Origin of the sequence: Rhizobium subbaraonis, assembly GCF_900220975.1 — a bacterium.
In the GTDB taxonomy this organism is placed as follows: Bacteria; Pseudomonadota; Alphaproteobacteria; order Rhizobiales; family Rhizobiaceae; genus Mycoplana; species Mycoplana subbaraonis.
In genome coordinates this window covers 246,368-262,483 of sequence record NZ_OBQD01000009.1, presented here as the reverse complement: position 1 = coordinate 262,483, position 16,116 = coordinate 246,368, and the positions used below count along the sequence as shown (strand labels likewise).

Below are 16,116 nucleotides of genomic sequence, written 5' to 3'. Positions count from 1 at the left end.
GCTTGCACAGGAGCGCGCAAATGTTCCATACCTGTGCGGCGAGCCCCGCACGGCGCGAATACCGATCCGATCTCGAACGTTCCCTTGGGGAAGCAATGCGTCAGACGGCAGAAACAGACGAATTCCGGCGTGAACTGGTTGGACTTCTGCCGAAGCTGCGCCGTTTTGCGATGACTTTGACCAGAAATGCCAGCGATGCAGACGATCTCGTCCAGGAAGCCTGTGAACGTGCGATCACCCGCAGCCACCTCTGGAACGGAGAGGGACGGCTGGAGAGCTGGATTTATGCCATGACGCGCAACCTCTGGGTGGACGAGGTCCGAAAGCGAAAGGTCCGCACGGGTTCGGGTACCGTCGATTTCTCCGAACAGGACGATCTCCACATCGAAGCGTCGGCAGACAAGGCCGTCTACGCCAAGCAGTTGCACAAGTTGATCATGACCATGCCGGAGGGCCTTTCCAGCGTGTTCCTTCTCGTCAACGTGGAAGGGCACAGCTACCGCGAGGCCGCCGACATTCTCGGCATCCCGATCGGAACCGTCATGAGCAGGCTGTCGACCGCCCGCATACGACTGGCCGCGATGATATCCGAACAGACAGAGAGAAGGACCTGAGCTTTGGAAAGCACGCAGGGTCTCCCGTTGGAAGTGCGCCTGTCGGCCTATCTGGACGGACAGCTGAGCCACAGCGAAATCCGGGAAATCGACGTCATGCTGGCGCGCGACGAAAAGGCGCGGACGCTCTTCAACCGGCTGAAGCTTGGCAGTGACCTCGGCCGAAAGGCCTTCGAGGACATGCTGCACGAGCCCGTCCCGCTCGACCTCGTCCGAAGCATCAAGCAGGCCTCGGCAGAGGCCGGCCACGACCGCGCACGTTCCCCCCTGTCGCCGCCCTCCAAGGAGGCGCCGGCGAAGGACAGGCTATGGCGGTCGGCGGGCGCCGGGCTCGCCCTGCTCGCTGCCGGCATCGGTGCCGGCTATCTCGCCGCCGCATGGCAGAACCCCGTTGCCCCACCGGTCCACATTGCCGTGGCGCGCAACTGGCTGGACGACGTCGCCGACTATCACCGGCTCTATGCGCGCCAGTCCCGCCACCTCGTCGAGGTGCCCGCTTCCGAGAGCCAGCACATCACCCAATGGCTGACGACCGCGGTCGGCATCGACTTCTCGATACCGGACCTCAGCGAGAAGGGCCTGACCTTCGAGGGTGCGCGCCTCCTCGTCGCCGGCAGCATGCCGACGGCGCAGCTGATATACCGCGACCAGGACGGCGACATCTTCGCCGTCTGCTTCCAGAAAAGCGAGCCCGTGCCGGAAATGACGGAGCTGACCGACAGCATCCGCGACGACCTCGGCCTGGTCTCCTGGCAGCGGGGTGCAGGCGCCTTCGTCGTCATCGGCCCCTCCTCCGATCCCCAGCTGGACGCGATCGCCAGGACCGTCGCCGAGACGATCTGAACGCGCAGCTAGGACACCCCTTATAGACACGCCCTGGACGCGAAAACGCCGCCCCGAAATGCGGAGCGGCGTCGAATTGTCATGGGTCGGTTATATCAGCGGCCTGCTTCTTCCAGCACCCGGTTGGCCGCCGAGACGATCGCCTCCAGCGAGGCGGTGACGATGTTGGTGTTCATGCCGACGCCGAAGAGCTTTCCGCCGGGATGGGCGATCTCGACATAGGCGATCGCCGCCGCATTCGAGCCCTTCTGGAGCGAGTGTTCAGAATAGTCGACCACGGACATCTCGATGCCGGTATAGATCGAAAGCGCATGGATGAAGCCGTCGATCGGACCGGTCCCCTGCCCCTCGATCCGCTTCGTTTCTCCGCGATCGGTGATCTCGGCCGCAACGATGCGCACGCCCTTATGCGCGGTGTCGGGATAGGTGTGGTGGTCGACGAAGCGCAGGCGCGCATCCGGCTGGCTCACATAGCGCTCGACGAAGCGCTCGTAGATGCGCTGCGATGGCAATTCCACACCCTGCTCGTCGGTGATGCGCTGGATGTCCTCGCGAAACTCGACCTGCAGGTTGCGCGGCAGGTTGATGCCGTGATCCTGCTGCAGGATGTAGGCGATGCCGCCTTTGCCTGACTGCGAATTGATGCGGATGATCGCCTCGTAGGTACGGCCGACATCCTGCGGGTCGATCGGCAGGTAGGGTACCTCCCACAGCGGTTTGTTGGCGGTCTTGATCGCCTTCATGCCCTTGTTGATCGCATCCTGGTGCGAGCCCGAGAAAGCGGTGTAGACCAGCTCGCCGACATAAGGGTGGCGTTCGGGAATGACCATCTCGTTGGAATATTCGTAGACCGCCTTGATGCGCTCGATGTCACTGCAGTCCAGTCCCGGATCGACGCCCTGGGTATACATGTTGAGCGCCAGCGTCACGACGTCCACATTGCCGGTGCGCTCGCCGTTGCCGAACAGGGTGCCTTCCACGCGGTCCGCGCCCGCCATCAGGCCGAGCTCGGTCGCAGCAATCCCGGTGCCGCGGTCGTTGTGCGGGTGCAGCGATATGATCAGGTTTTCGCGGTTGTCGAGGTTGCGGCACATCCATTCGATCTGGTCGGCATAGACGTTCGGCGTCGCCATCTCGACGGTCGACGGCAGGTTGATGATCAGCTTGTTCTCCGCCGTCGGCCGCACGATCTCGGTGACCGCGTTGCAGATCTCCAGCGCCACCTCGAGCTCGGTGCCGGTGAAGCTCTCCGGCGAGTATTCGAAGCGATAGTCGCCGCCGGCCTTGGCAGCCATGTCCATGATCATTTCGGCTGCGTCGGTGGCGATCTGCTTGATGCCGGCCACGTCCTTGGCAAACACGACACGGCGCTGCAACTCGCTGGTCGAGTTGTAGAAATGGATGATCGGCCGCTTCGCACCCTCCAGAGCCTCGAAGGTGCGGGTGATCAGTTCCGGCCGGCACTGGACAAGCACCTGCAGCGAGACGTCGTCGGGAACGTTGCCCTGCTCGACGCACCAGCGGGCGAAATCGAAGTCCGTCTGCGATGCGGACGGGAAGCCGATCTCGATTTCCTTGAAGTTCATGTCCAGCAGGAGCTGGAACATGCGGGCCTTGCGGTCATGGCCCATCGGGTTGACGAGCGACTGGTTGCCGTCGCGCAGGTCCACCGAACACCAGATCGGCGCCTTGTCGATCGTCTTGCCTGGCCAGGTGCGGTCGGGAATGTTGACCTGCGGATAGGGCTGGTACTTCACAGCGGCGTTGCTCATGCCGCTCTTACGGGTGTCGATAGTGGTGCTCATGTGCCTGTCTCTTCTCGTCCCGGCTCTCGCATGCAGCCTCATAGCGGATCGAAGCTCGCTTGGCGACGGCGAAAGCAGCCCTTCATCGGGCAGTCGGGAAATTTACGATAGGGGTAATGCGAGGAGCACTTGTGCCGGCGGGCTTTTCGGCCGCCGGGCGCTCCTCAAAGGACCCGGCAACCGCGCGTAAGGCCGAGAAGAAGGAGCGAGGTGAAGCTGCGCGCGCGATCGCGGGCGGCCTGACGGCTGCTCGATATGCGTGCGACGATGTGGCTTGCGCTCCTGGACATGAGCCGGCTTATAGCCGCGAACCCGCAAAGGCGCAAGTCGCGGCAAGATCATTTGTGAAAACCGCATGCCGGGGTTAGTCTTTGCCGATGGCGCCGATCGGCAGCCGCCGCAAGGGAATGAAACGATGAAGCTGCGCTACGCGATGCTGACGATCCTTGCCGTACTATCGGTCGGCTGCCAGTCGAATCCGCCGAGCCAGAAGACGCTCGACGCAACCAACTACTGCTTCCGCCGCTTCGGTATGAACACCAACTACGACAGCTGCGTCTATGCCCGGCAGATGGGCATGGAAGTAACGCCGGCGACCGCCGGCTGGTGATCAGCCGGGAGCCGATCGCGGTCTCGCGGATTTGCGCATGTCTTGATCGCGAAGGTCTTGATCGCGAAGACCGCCGCGTGAGATCGCCATCGACAAAATGAAAAGCGCCCCCCGTCAGGGCGACGGAAGGCGCTCGGTAACGTGCAGCGCAGGCCTGCTCAGATATCGGCCTGCGACGTGACGATCCGCGAGACGAGACCGTATTCGATCGCGTCCTTGGCCGACAGCCAGTAGTCGCGATCGGTGTCCTTGGCGATCTTCTCGATCGGCTGGCCGGTCGCGTCGGCGAAGATCTTGTTCAGCCGCTCGTTCATCTTGATGATTTCGCGAGCCTGGATTTCGATGTCCGATGCCATGCCGCGCGTGCCGCCCGACGGTTGGTGCAACAGAAAGCGCGTGTTCGGCAGGCAGATCCGCCGCTCCTTGGGAGCTGCGACATAGATCAACGCGCCGGCCGAAGCGACCCAGCCCGTGCCGATCATCCACACCTTCGGCTTGATGAACTTGATCATGTCGTGGATGCTGTCGCCGGATTCGACGTGGCCGCCGGGCGAATTGACGAAGATGCGGATGTCCTCGTCGCTGGCGGCGGCGAGCGCCACGAGCTGCGAGTTGACCTTCTGCGCCAGTTCCTGGTTGATGCCGCCATAGATGAAGATCGAGCGCGACTTGAACAGGTTCGCCTCGGTTTCCTTGCCGAGCGGCAGCTCGGTCTTCTTGTCTTCTTCGTCGCTCATCGGCAACTCTCCGCCTGTTGTCTCATAGGTCTTGCCGCAGTCAGATAATGCGACTCACGTGCCAAGACAATGCAACAAAACGCAAGCCAGGCGATAGAGGCGCCAAACGCCAACGAGAAAAAGGGTAAACGGCGGATCGCGCGCGGGCGGACTTGCGCATCTTTACGTATGGACACGGCCGTTCTCGCCCCTAAGATACCGGATGTATTGACGAAACGAACCGGCTGACTCCCACGGCCGGGTTTACTCTGGGGACATTATGTTCAAACGCCTTCTGCTCGCGCTCGGCTTGACCGCCGCATCGGCCGCTCCGGCCTTCGCCCACCTCAACCCGCAGGAACACGGTTCCTTCATGGCCGGCTTCTCCCATCCGCTGTTCGGCCTGGATCACATCCTCGTCATGGTCGCCGTCGGCCTGTGGGCAGCGCAGATCGGTGGTCGCGCACTCTGGGCCGTGCCCGCGGCGTTCGTCGCGATGATGGCACTCGGCTTCGGCCTTGCCGTCGCGGGCGTCTCGCTGCCCTTCGTCGAGCCGGTGATCCTCGCCTCGGTCGTGGCCCTGGGCCTGCTGGTGGCGATGGCCGTCCGTCTCGATCCGGCCGTCTCGGCCGCAATCGTCGCCGTGTTCGCACTCTTCCACGGTCACGCCCATGGCGGCGAGCTCGGTGTCGCCGGGGCCCTGCCGTTTGCAACCGGCTTCGTGATCGCAACCGCACTGCTGCATGTCGCAGGCATCGCACTCGGCCTTGGCATCGGACGCATTACCGGCGGGCGGACCCTGACGCGTATTCTTGGCGCCGCGACCGCGCTCGCAGGCGTTGCCCTCGCCTTCGGCTGATACGCTGGCTTTGCATCGACGCTGCAGCCACCGCTGCAGCGTCGTGCCTCGCACAGCGCCTCTTCTCTCCGACACACGGCCTTGGTGCACGGCGACTTCACAAGAGCGCGACGACAGAACTTAACGTTTGGAAATAAAGCATTTTTTAGAGTAGACTAATAATACGCCACACAACCGTGTGCGGCGTGAAAATGCCTCACTAACGGAGGTTGCAGCATGAACATGATGTCTGGACGGAGAGGTCAGGATCTGGTCACTCTGATCCTGGCGTTTTGCCTGTTCATCTCTCCCTGGGTCGTCGGTTTCTCCGCCGACCTGACGCCAAGCTGGAACGCCTGGATCGCCGCCATCGTCCTGGGCGCCTGCGCGATCATGACGCTTTCCGCCTTCGCGGAATGGGAAGAATGGGTAAACATGGTGATCGGCCTGTGGCTGATCGCCTCGCCCTGGATGCTCGGCTTCATGGCCAATACGAACGCGATGTGGACGCATGTCATCCTTGGACTCTGCACCGCCGCTCTGTCGGCATGGGCAGTCTGGGACTTCCGCCACCCGCATTCGCATGCCTGACGGCACCCCGGCTGGCCGGAAGCGGCCTGTCGGGCAATGACCGAGCAGGCGTTCCGGCCGGATGCGCCGAACGCCCCATGCCGGCGCCGCCCGCCGTAAACCGACGAGCGGCGCATTCTTTTGCCGGCCGATTCCCGCCCTGCGCTGCGAGATGTCGACCGTGGCATCGCGCTTCGGTCGTCTTTGGGGGAAGTCAGCCGCGCCCGCGATAGGTCGGCACGCCCTGATCCGGTAACCAGACGCCATCCGGAGCGATGCCCGTCTGCCAGAACACGTCGATCGGAATGCCGCCGCGCGGATACCAGTAGGCGCCGATCCTCAACCACTTCGGCTCAAGCAGGTCGACCAGCCGCTTGGCGACATAGATCGAGCAGTCCTCGTGGAAGGCGCCGTGATTGCGGAACGAATGCAGGAACAGCTTCAGCGACTTCGATTCGACCAGCGCCGCGTCAGGAATGTAGTCGATGACGATATGAGCGAAGTCGGGCTGCCCGGTCATCGGGCAGAGCGAGGTAAATTCCGGCGCGGTGAAGCGCACGACATAGTCCGTGCCCTGATTGCCGTTCGGCACCTTTTCCAGGACCGCCTCCTCCGGTGTCGTCGGCAAATCGACGTTGCGGCCGAGTTGGGAGAGATTTGAAACGTCGGTCTTGCTCATGCCTTGGCCTTTTCCACTTTCACCTTGATACCATGTGCCATTTCCGTTTCCGGCTCCACGTGAATGGCAACCTGCGCGCCCTGATGGACAGCCTCGATCGCCGCTTCCAACCGATCGCAGATGTCGTGCGCGTCACCGACCGCCATTCTCGCCGGCACCACGAGATGGAATTCCACGAAGATCGCCTGCCCGGCCCGGCGCGTTTTCAGGTCATGGACGCCGAGCGAACCGTCAGCATTCACGGCGATCGCCTGCTTGATCGCCGCTTCCTCCTCCGACTCGATCGCATGGTCCATCAGCCCGTTGACGGAGTTCATGATGATCTTCCAGCCCTGGAAGACGATGTGGATCGCCACCAGGATCGCCATGACGGGATCGAGGATCGCATAGCCGGTGAGAACGACCAGAATGAGGCCCACCAGAACACCCGCCGAGGTAACGACGTCCGCCATGATGTGATGTCCGTCGGCGGTGAGCGCGGGCGAGCGATGCTGGCGTCCGGCGCGGATGAGGATCGTCGCCCAGACGACGTTGACGACGCCGGCCAGGAAGTTCACCCCAAGCCCGAGCGCGGGCTGCTCCAGCACCTTCGGCGCCCAAAGTTTCGGGATCGCCTCCTGCAGGATCAGCAGGGCGGCGACGACGATGAGGACACCCTCGATGACCGCAGAGACGTATTCCGCCTTGTGATGGCCGAAGGGATGGGTCGCATCGGCCGGCCGCGAGGCATAGCGGATCGCACCCCAAGCAACGAAGGCCGCCACCACGTTCACCGTCGATTCCAATGCGTCCGAGAGCAGCGCCACGGAGCCAGTCAACCACCAGGCCAGCGTCTTCAGGCCCAGCACGAAAATGGCCATCGGGATGCCGATCAGAGCCAGCCGGTTGACGGTAGGATTGCCGTTGCTTGCCATGGGGCCTCCGGTGCGGATGCGAACGAATTGCAGAAGCTGCGCCCTTCAACGCAAAACCGCCCGCGCGAGGTTCGCGCAGGCGGCTGTGATCGGCACCTCTATCGGCCGGTTCAGCCGAAAAGTCAAAGGCGGAATCGGCTCATGCAGCCTTCGTCTTCGCCTTTCTGGACAGGTGCGCCACCACGTTCTCGATCATCCGCATGCCGGCGTCGCCGCCGAGCGTCATGATCGATTCGGGGTGAAACTGGACGGCGGCGACCGGTTCCTTGGCGTGCTCAATGCCCATGATCGTGCCGTCCTCACTCTCCGCCGTGATGATGAAGTCGCGCGGCAGCGTCGCCGGATCGGCGAATATCGAATGATAGCGGCCGACAGTCACTTCCTTGCCGAGACCGGAAAAGACGATGCCGGGCTCCAGCACGCGGATGCGGGACGGCTTGCCGTGCATCGGCACCGCGAGTTGCCTGAGGTCGCCGCCATAGGCTTCCGCCAGCGCCTGCAGACCGAGGCAGACGCCGAAGATCGGCAGGTCGCGCGCGCGCGCCTTCTTGATCGTCGCCTTGCAGTCGAAGTCTTTCGGGCTGCCGGGGCCGGGCGAAAGCACGACGAGATCGGGCTTGAGCCGGTCGAACAGTTCCTCTGCGACCGGCGTGCGCACCGTCGTCACCGTCGCGCCGGTCTGGCGGAAATAATTCGCCAGCGTGTGCACGAAACTGTCCTCGTGGTCGACCAGCAGGATATTGACGCCGGCGCCGACCGAAGCGACGTCGCGTTGCGTTTTCGAAGCGTTTCCGGCCTTGGCGTCACGGATGGCTGCGATCATGGCGGATGCCTTCAGTTCGGTTTCGGCTTCTTCTTCCTGCGGGTTGGAATCGTTGAGCAGCGTCGCGCCCGCCCGCACCTCGGCAATGCCGTCCTTGATGCGGATCGTGCGCAACGTCAGGCCCGTGTTCATGTCGCCGTTGAAGCCGACCATGCCGATTGCCCCACCATACCACAGCCGCGGGCTCTTCTCGTGCGCCTCGATGAAGCGCATCGCCCAGAGCTTGGGCGCCCCGGTGACGGTGACTGCCCAGGCATGGCTGAGGAAGCCGTCGAAGGCGTCCATGTCGTCACGCAGGCGGCCCTCGATATGGTCCACGGTGTGGATCAGCCGCGAATACATCTCGATCTGCCGCCGGCCGATGACCTTCACCGAGCCAGGCTCGCAGACGCGGGACTTGTCGTTGCGATCGACGTCGGAGCACATCGTCAGCTCGGATTCGTCCTTCTTGGAGTTCAGGAGCTTCAGGATCTGCTCGCTGTCGGCGATCGGGTCGTCGCCGCGCTTGATCGTGCCCGAGATTGGGCAGGTCTCGATACGGCGGCCGGACACGCGCACGAACATCTCCGGCGAGGCGCCGACGAGGTATTCCTGGTTGCCGAGGTTGATGAAGAAGGAATAGGGCGACGGGTTGATCGCCTTGAGGCGCTTGGAGATTTCCGACGGCCTGCTGTCGCAGCGCTCGTAGAACTTCTGACCCGGCACCACCTCGAACAGGTCGCCGCGGCGGAAGCTCTCCTTGGCCTTGGTGACCAGCTCGGCATATTCGCCAGGCCGGTGGTCGCCATGTGGCGGGATCGTGTCGGAGGTGCGGAACGGCTCGGGCGCGATCTCCTGGTCCCGGCCCTCGGTGGTGACGCCGTCCTTTTCGAAATCGTAGCGGTCGATCCAGGCCTTGGCGGCATAGTGGTCTACGACGAGGATTTCGTCGGGCAGGAACAGCACCATGTCGCGCTGGTCGTCCGGCCGCTCCAGTTTCAGATCGATCGCGTCGAACTGGAAGGCGAGGTCGTAGCCGAAGGCGCCGTAGAAGCCGAGGTTGGCGTCTTCCGCCGAATGGAACAGGTCGGTCACCGCGCGCAGCACCGAAAATACGGTCGGAATCTTCGAGCGCTCTTCCTCGGTGAAGACCCGATCCGGCTCGTTGACCTTCAGGTCGAGCCGCCGCGCCGTCGATGCGCCCAGCGAAAGCTCGGCGACGCTTTCCAGGCGCGGCTTGATGATTTCCAGCAGCGCCTCGCCGCGACCGTTGTAGGCCTCGATCCAGACGTTGCGGCCGAAGGAGGAGATGCCGAGTGGCGGATCGACGACCGCGGTGTCCCAGCGGGTGTACCGGCCGGGATATTCGTAGTTGGAGGAAAAGACCGCGCCGCGGCGCTCGTCGAGCTTGTCCACGTAGGTGGAAATCGCATTGGCGTAGTCGGCATCCCGGCGCCGGCGGGTGACGGTGATGCCACCCCGCGTCTCGTACGACTCCGCGCCGTCCTCCAGTTGCTTCGTCACCATTCCCTGCTCTCCTGTTCGGCCCGGTCTACCTGCGGCCCGAAAAGAAAAAGCCGCCTCGAGGTTTCCGGGCGGCTGTTCGTTTCAATCACGCATGACTGGTCGAGGCCGCTTCAGCGAGCCCACCACCAGGTCGAAATGTTGCGTGCGTTTTTCATCGGCCGAATTGTTAGCGCGAAGCCATGGCGAACGCAACCGCGATTTCCGCGCTGCCGCCGCCTGCCGGCCGCTCTTTTTGCTTCCCGGAAACCGAAACCTTCGTCGCGCGTTTTCTTCTCACCGTTCGTGCGAAACTGGAGGGCCGCAACATCGATCCGCGCCAGACGACCATCCTGATCCTGAGCCTTTTGTCCCTGACCGGTGCCGGGCTTCCGAAGAACGGCCCGCTCCCGCTGCCCCGCCCTGATGCGACGGCGAGCCAGCAAACCGAAGCTGCGGAGAAATCCGCACCACGGGAAATGCAGGGGCCGCCGGCACCGACAGAAGAGAAGAAGAAAAAGGAGGAGGCAAAAGAGCCGCCCCGGCCGCTGGAAAGAGAGGACGATGAAACCCTCGCCGCCTGCCTCGGCGAACTGAAGGCCGCGGGCGCGATCGTGAAGGAAATTGCTCCGATCGATCCGCAGAACGGCTGCGGCATTGCCCGGCCGGTGGAACTGTCCCGCCTCTCCGCCGATATCGCGCTTGAGCCGAAGGCGACGCTTCGCTGCGAGACCGCGCTGCAATTGCAGCGGTGGTCACAGGAGGCGTTAGTGCCGGCGGTCAAGGCAGCGATGCCGGATAAAAAGCTGACCGGGCTCGAGCAGGCATCGGCCTATGTCTGCCGCAACCGCAACAACGCGTCCAACGGCAAGGTTTCCGAACACGCCTTCGGCAATGCGGTCGATATCGCCGCCTTCACCTTCTCTGACGGGAGCCGCCTCGACATCGCCCCGCGCGAAAAGGACTCGACTGTCGAGGGAGCCCTTCAGCGCGCAGCCGTCGCGACCGCCTGCCTCTATTTCACGACGGTTCTCGATCCGGGCAGCGATGCGGCGCACGAGACTCATCTGCATCTCGACGTCATCAAGCGAAAGAACGGCTATCGCTATTGCTGGTAGCACCGTTTCTTTTGGCAAGACGCGACAGCGGGCTCAACTCCGCAGCGGAACGGCCTATACTGGATGCGAGACAAACCTGCATAGACAAGGAACACCTGGCATGACCGTATCCATGTATCGCCTTTCCGTCCCGGTCTTCATCCGCGGCCTGAACATGCTTTCGACGCTGCTCGAGAAGGCGGAGGCCCATGCCGCCGAAAACGGGATCGAGCCCGGGATCATGCTGAACTCCCGCCTCGCCCCCGACATGCTGTCGCTCTGCGGCCAGGTCCAGCGCGCCAGCGATACCTCGAAGAACGCACTTGGCCGCCTGACCCCGAAGCCCGCGCCCAGCCTGCCCGACACCGAAGCGACCTTCGCGGAGCTTGGTGCGCGCATAGAAAAGACCGTCGCCTATCTCGAAACGATCTCGGAACGCGACCTTCAGGGCAGCGAGACCCGCGCGGTGAATCTGGCGGTCGGCAGCCTCGACGTGACCTTCACCGGCATCGACTATCTCCTCGAATTCGCCGTCCCCAACTTCTTCTTCCACGTCACCACCGCCTACGACATCCTCCGTCACGACGGCGTGGCGATCGGCAAGCGGGACTACCTTGGCCCGTTCAGCTGAGCGAAGAGCGGCAGCGGCCGGCAAGCTTGCGGACGATCACTTATCCTCACAAAAACTTGAAGATAAAAGTCATATTTAAACTTGATGAAATCAGTCCAGATTAAATAGGTATCGCCCCGGGCCTCCTTCCAGAGGAACTCCAGGAAGAGCGACGCACGCGGCAGATGGCTGCGTGCGAGGGCTTTTCGCGTGCATTTACAGGGGAAATTCGATGATACCATTCTCATCCTTGTCGCGGCGGCTGTTGGGGGGAACGGCCATAGCCATCGTGGTCGGCGCAAGCACACCAGCACTCGCCCAAGAAGCAACGGACACCACACCCGTTCAACCGACGACGCTCAGGACCATCACCGTGGAGGGCGCCAGCGAGAACGCAAACCCCTCGCCGCTGACGCAGACGACCGGGCGGGCGACGCTGGAAGACCGAATGGTCACCGACTTTCAGGACTTTGCCAGGCGGGTCGATGCCGGCGTCAATTTCAATACCCAGAACAACAGTATCAACATTCGCGGCCTTCAGAACGATCGCGTCCTGACGACCCTCGACGGCATCCGCGTGCCGTGGCTGACGGATCCGCGCGATTCCGCGCAGGGCGGGCTGAACGGCTTCGATTTCGACAGCCTCTCGGGCATCGACGTGACCAAGGGCACCGATTCGTCGCGCTATGGCTCCGGCGCGCTCGGCGGCGTGGTGCAACTGCGAACCCTCAACCCGGAAGACCTGATCTCCGAAGGCAAGACGTTCGGCGCGATCACCAAGACCACCTATGACAGCGCCGACAAGAGCGTGGTCGGCAACGGTGCGATCGCCGGTCGCTTCGACGATACCTGGCTGCTGCTCCAGGGCGGCTACAAGAAGGGACACGAGACCGACAACCGCGGCGACGTCGGCGGCTACGGCACCACCCGCACCGAAGCCAATCCGATGGACTTCGACCAGCGCAACATGCTGGCCAAGATCCATCAGTATATCGATGGCGGCCACCGCTTCGGCCTGACTGGCGAAATCTTCAACCGTGACGAAGATATCGACAACATGCGCGGCACGACCTCAAGCTACGAGCCCGGCTCGCTGAAATCCGGCGAGGAGATCGACCGCAAGCGCGTCTCCGCCTCCTACGACTTCATTTCGCCCGACGGAACCGACTGGCTCGACCAGGCGAGCGTCGTCGCCTACTGGCAAAGGCAGCGGCTGAACAACCGCACAAACGGTTTCCGCCTGCCCGACAGCCGCTCGACCATCATTCCCACCGATCCGTTCTACTACGGGTACCCGACGGGCGAATATGCCCGTGACAACATGCTGGAGCAGACCAGCTACGGCATCAACGGCGATGCGGCCAAGGCGGTACAGCTCGGCGGCATCGAACACGGCTTCCGCTTCGGCGCGGAACTTTACGGCCAGAAGACGCACCAGTATTCGTCCGGCCGCGACAATTGCCCGGATGTCGACTGGCTGACGGTGCCGCAGCCGTTCGGCCCGCAGTCCTGCCGCATGCTGCACACCAATGCCTCCGACATGCCCGACGTCGACAGCGTCTTCTTCGGCGCCTATGTCGAGGATGACATCAAGCTGGTCGACAACCGCCTGACGATCACGCCCGGCCTGCGCTTCGACTGGTACCGCCACTCTCCGAAATCCACCGCGGAATACGAGCGCAGCCCGAACTTCGACGCCGCCTATCTCGACGGCACGAGCGATTCCCGCTTCTCGCCGAAGCTGCGTGCCGCCTGGCAAGCGACGTCCGAGCTCGAATTCTTCGCACAGTGGGCGCAGGGCTTCCGCGCTCCGAGCGCGACCGAGCTCTATCAGAACTATGGTGCCCCCGGCTCCTATGCCCGCATCGGCAACCCGGACCTGAAGAGCGAGACGAGCAACGGCTTCGAGATCGGCACGAACTACGCATCCGACGCCTATACGGTGTCGGCCACGGTCTTCAACAACTACTATCGCAACTTCATCGATCAGGTGCAGCTCGCGCCGCCCGGCGGCGAATATCCGATAGGCGGCATCCTCGGTTACGATAACCTGGATCGCGTCCGCATCTACGGCGTGGAGTTCGCCGGCGAATGGCGCTTCACGGACGAATGGCGCACATGGGGTTCGGTGGCCTGGTCGCACGGCAAGGATACCGACACCGACCAGTATCTGAACTCGGTGGCGCCGCTGCGCGCCATCATCGGCCTCGGCTATGCGACCGAAGACTGGGGCTCCGACGTCTCGCTGACGACGGCAGCGGCGCGCGACAAGGTCAGCGATGGCGGCTTCAAGGCGCCGGGCTACGGCGTCGTCGACATGACGGCCTGGTGGCAGCCCAAGCAGGTCGAGGGCCTGCGCGTCCAGGCTGGTATCTTCAACATCTTCGACAAGAAGTACTGGAACGCGATCGACGTGCCGGATGGCACGACACAGGAGGCGCGCGACTTCTACAGCGAGGCCGGCCGCACTTTCCGCGTGTCGCTCACCAAGACCTTCTGAGCTTTCGCGATAAAAGGATCGAAGTATGGACGCCGCGGCCCCGCCGCGGCGTTCTGCATGCAGGTGCTTCCCGCCAGTTTGCTCAACCGCACGGGACGCCTGCCCCGCAAGCGAGCCCCATCACACCGGCCGCCGAGCCGGTGTCCAGCCGCGCCGTGTCCTTGGCGCGAAGGAAACCCCTTTGCTCGAAAGGACTTCAACGCCGACTGCCCGACCAGGTCGGGCGACTCGGCGGCGGCATTCGCCCCGCCCGACGCGGATCAGCGTCCTGCAGGAGGAGGCTCTAGAACAGGCCTTCGATCTGCCCCTGCTCGTTCAGGAAGATCCTTTCCGAGGACGGCACCTTCGGCAGGCCGGGCATGGTCATGATCTCGCCGGTGATGACGACGACGAAACCGGCGCCGGCCGAAAGCCGCACTTCGCGGACCGGCACAGTATGCCCCTCCGGCGCGCCGCGCAGGTTCGGATCGGTCGAAAACGAATACTGCGTCTTGGCCATGCAGATCGGCAGATTGCCATAGCCCTGCGCCTCCCAGGCATGCAGCTGGTCGCGCACCGATTTGTCCGCGATCACCTCGCTTGCATGGTAGATGTCCTTGGCGATCGTCTCGATCTTGTGAAACAGCGACATGTCGTCGGGATAAAGCGGGGCGAACTGCGATCGACCGGATTCGGCAAGCGCCACGACCTTGTGCGCCAGTTCCTCGATGCCCGCCGATCCCTCCGCCCAGTGCCGGCACAGGACGGCCTGCGCGCCGAGCGTTGCGACATAGTCCTTGATCGCCTGGATCTCGCCTTCCGTATCACTCGAAAAATGGTTGATCGCCACGATCACCGGTACGCCGAATTTCTTCACGTTCTGCACATGACGGCCGAGATTGGCGCAACCCTTGCGCACCGCTGCGATGTTCTCCTCGCCGAGCGCGTCCTTCTTCACCCCGCCGTTCATCTTCATCGCCCGCGCGGTTGCGACGATCACGGCGGCATCGGGCTTCAGACCGGCCTTGCGGCACTTGATGTCGAAGAACTTCTCCGCGCCGAGATCCGCCCCGAAGCCGGCTTCGGTGACGACGTAGTCGGCAAGCTTCAGCGCCGTCTTGGTCGCCACCACGGAGTTGCACCCATGCGCGATATTGGCGAACGGACCGCCGTGGACGAAGGCAGGATTGTTCTCCAGCGTCTGGACCAGGTTCGGCTGGATCGCATCCTTCAGCAGCACCGCCATGGCCCCGTCCGCCTTGATGTCGCGGGCGAAGACCGGGCTCTTGTCGCGGCGATACCCGACGATGATGTTGCCGAGCCGCTTTTCGAGGTCTGCCAGATCCTCCGACAGGCAGAGGATGGCCATGACCTCCGAAGCGACGGTGATATCGAAGCCGGCCTCGCGGGGAAATCCGTTCGCGACGCCGCCGAGCGAGCAGACGATATCGCGCAGCGCCCGGTCGTTCATATCCATGACCCGGCGCCAGGCGATGCGGCGAATGTCGATATTCTGCTCGTTACCCCAGTAGATGTGGTTGTCGATCAGGGCGGCAAGCAGGTTGTGCGCCGAAGTGATCGCATGGAAATCGCCGGTGAAATGGAGATTGATGTCCTCCATCGGCACCACCTGCGCATAGCCGCCACCTGCGGCACCGCCCTTGACGCCGAAGCATGGACCGAGTGACGCCTCGCGGATGCAGACGATCGCCTTCTTGCCGATCCGGTTCAGCCCGTCGCCAAGGCCGACCGTGGTTGTCGTCTTGCCCTCGCCTGCAGGTGTCGGATTGATGGCCGTGACGAGGATGAGCCGTCCGTCCTTTTTCCCTTTTTGTGCGGCGATGAAGTTCGCGCTGATCTTTGCCTTGTCGTGGCCATAGGGTAGCAACTCTTCGGCCGGTATGCCGAGGCTTGCGCCAATCTCGAGGATCGGCAATTTCCTGGCCGCCCTGGCGATCTCTATGTCGGATTTGAAACCGGTATTGCCCATTCTTCCTCCCCTTCGAATGGAAATGACGTCGATCGCGCCTCACGTC

At 63.2% G+C, this 16,116-nt stretch carries 14 protein-coding genes; 8 read left to right on the top strand and 6 right to left on the bottom strand.

Annotated elements, in window-relative coordinates; genetic code table 11:
- Positions 1-95 precede the first annotated feature (95 nt).
- Together CRO48_RS15925 and CRO48_RS15920 are read left to right on the top strand one after the other, a co-directional pair.
- A complete protein-coding gene (locus tag CRO48_RS15925) occupies positions 96-614 on the top strand; it encodes an RNA polymerase sigma factor (protein ID WP_097140842.1) in 519 nt (172 codons plus the stop codon).
- Positions 615-617: 3 nt separating this feature from the next.
- Positions 618-1,457 (top strand): anti-sigma factor family protein, encoded by an 840-nt coding sequence (locus CRO48_RS15920; protein ID WP_097140841.1) that lies wholly within the window; start codon positions 618-620, stop codon positions 1,455-1,457.
- A 95-nt stretch (positions 1,458-1,552) separates the two neighbouring features.
- On the opposite strand, the gene leuA is transcribed toward CRO48_RS15920, so the two are convergent.
- On the bottom strand, positions 1,553-3,262 hold the full coding sequence (leuA, locus tag CRO48_RS15915) for a 2-isopropylmalate synthase (protein WP_097140840.1): 1,710 nt from the start codon (positions 3,260-3,262) through the stop codon (positions 1,553-1,555).
- A 415-nt stretch (positions 3,263-3,677) separates the two neighbouring features.
- Here leuA and CRO48_RS15910 point away from each other — a divergent pair, with 415 nt between their 5' ends.
- Entirely contained in the window at positions 3,678-3,872 is a 195-nt protein-coding gene (locus CRO48_RS15910) for a hypothetical protein (protein WP_141402062.1), read from the top strand.
- Between the two features lie 158 nt (positions 3,873-4,030).
- Here CRO48_RS15910 and CRO48_RS15905 read toward each other — a convergent pair whose 3' ends face one another.
- A complete protein-coding gene (locus CRO48_RS15905; RefSeq protein ID WP_097140838.1) occupies positions 4,031-4,609 on the bottom strand; it encodes an ATP-dependent Clp protease proteolytic subunit in 579 nt (192 codons plus the stop codon).
- A 259-nt stretch (positions 4,610-4,868) separates the two neighbouring features.
- On the opposite strand from CRO48_RS15905, the gene CRO48_RS15900 reads away from it, so the two are divergent.
- Together CRO48_RS15900 and CRO48_RS15895 are read left to right on the top strand one after the other, a co-directional pair.
- Positions 4,869-5,447 carry a HupE/UreJ family protein gene (locus CRO48_RS15900; RefSeq protein WP_097140837.1) on the top strand — a complete coding sequence of 193 codons (579 nt, stop codon included), beginning with the start codon at positions 4,869-4,871 and terminating at the stop codon, positions 5,445-5,447.
- A 216-nt stretch (positions 5,448-5,663) separates the two neighbouring features.
- Positions 5,664-6,017: an SPW repeat protein gene (locus tag CRO48_RS15895; protein WP_245423540.1), complete on the top strand. Its 354-nt coding sequence runs from the start codon at positions 5,664-5,666 to the stop codon at positions 6,015-6,017.
- A gap of 193 nt (positions 6,018-6,210) precedes the next feature.
- Here CRO48_RS15895 and queF read toward each other — a convergent pair whose 3' ends face one another.
- The 3 genes from queF to CRO48_RS15880 all read right to left on the bottom strand — a co-directional run bounded on the left by queF (position 6,211) and on the right by CRO48_RS15880 (position 9,918).
- Positions 6,211-6,675 (bottom strand): preQ(1) synthase, encoded by a 465-nt coding sequence (queF, locus tag CRO48_RS15890; RefSeq protein WP_097140836.1) that lies wholly within the window; start codon positions 6,673-6,675, stop codon positions 6,211-6,213.
- A complete protein-coding gene (locus CRO48_RS15885; protein WP_097140835.1) occupies positions 6,672-7,589 on the bottom strand; it encodes a cation diffusion facilitator family transporter in 918 nt (305 codons plus the stop codon). The genes queF and CRO48_RS15885 overlap by 4 nt, the downstream gene beginning before the upstream one ends.
- Before the next feature lie 139 nt (positions 7,590-7,728).
- Positions 7,729-9,918, bottom strand: a complete 2,190-nt coding sequence (locus tag CRO48_RS15880) for an anthranilate synthase (RefSeq protein WP_097140834.1) — start codon at positions 9,916-9,918, stop codon at positions 7,729-7,731.
- 179 nt (positions 9,919-10,097) lie between these two features.
- On the opposite strand from CRO48_RS15880, the gene CRO48_RS15875 reads away from it, so the two are divergent.
- The 3 genes from CRO48_RS15875 to CRO48_RS15865 all read left to right on the top strand — a co-directional run bounded on the left by CRO48_RS15875 (position 10,098) and on the right by CRO48_RS15865 (position 14,101).
- The gene (locus tag CRO48_RS15875; RefSeq protein WP_097140833.1) at positions 10,098-11,012 is read left to right on the top strand and encodes an extensin-like domain-containing protein; all 915 of its coding nucleotides are present in this window, start codon (positions 10,098-10,100) and stop codon (positions 11,010-11,012) included.
- A gap of 100 nt (positions 11,013-11,112) precedes the next feature.
- A complete protein-coding gene (locus tag CRO48_RS15870; protein WP_097140832.1) occupies positions 11,113-11,622 on the top strand; it encodes a DUF1993 domain-containing protein in 510 nt (169 codons plus the stop codon).
- A gap of 211 nt (positions 11,623-11,833) precedes the next feature.
- Complete coding sequence (locus CRO48_RS15865; RefSeq protein WP_097140831.1) at positions 11,834-14,101, top strand: TonB-dependent hemoglobin/transferrin/lactoferrin family receptor; 2,268 nt, start codon at positions 11,834-11,836, stop codon at positions 14,099-14,101.
- Between the two features lie 283 nt (positions 14,102-14,384).
- On the opposite strand, the gene CRO48_RS15860 is transcribed toward CRO48_RS15865, so the two are convergent.
- A complete protein-coding gene (locus CRO48_RS15860; protein WP_097140830.1) occupies positions 14,385-16,070 on the bottom strand; it encodes a formate--tetrahydrofolate ligase in 1,686 nt (561 codons plus the stop codon).
- Positions 16,071-16,116: the final 46 nt, after the last annotated feature.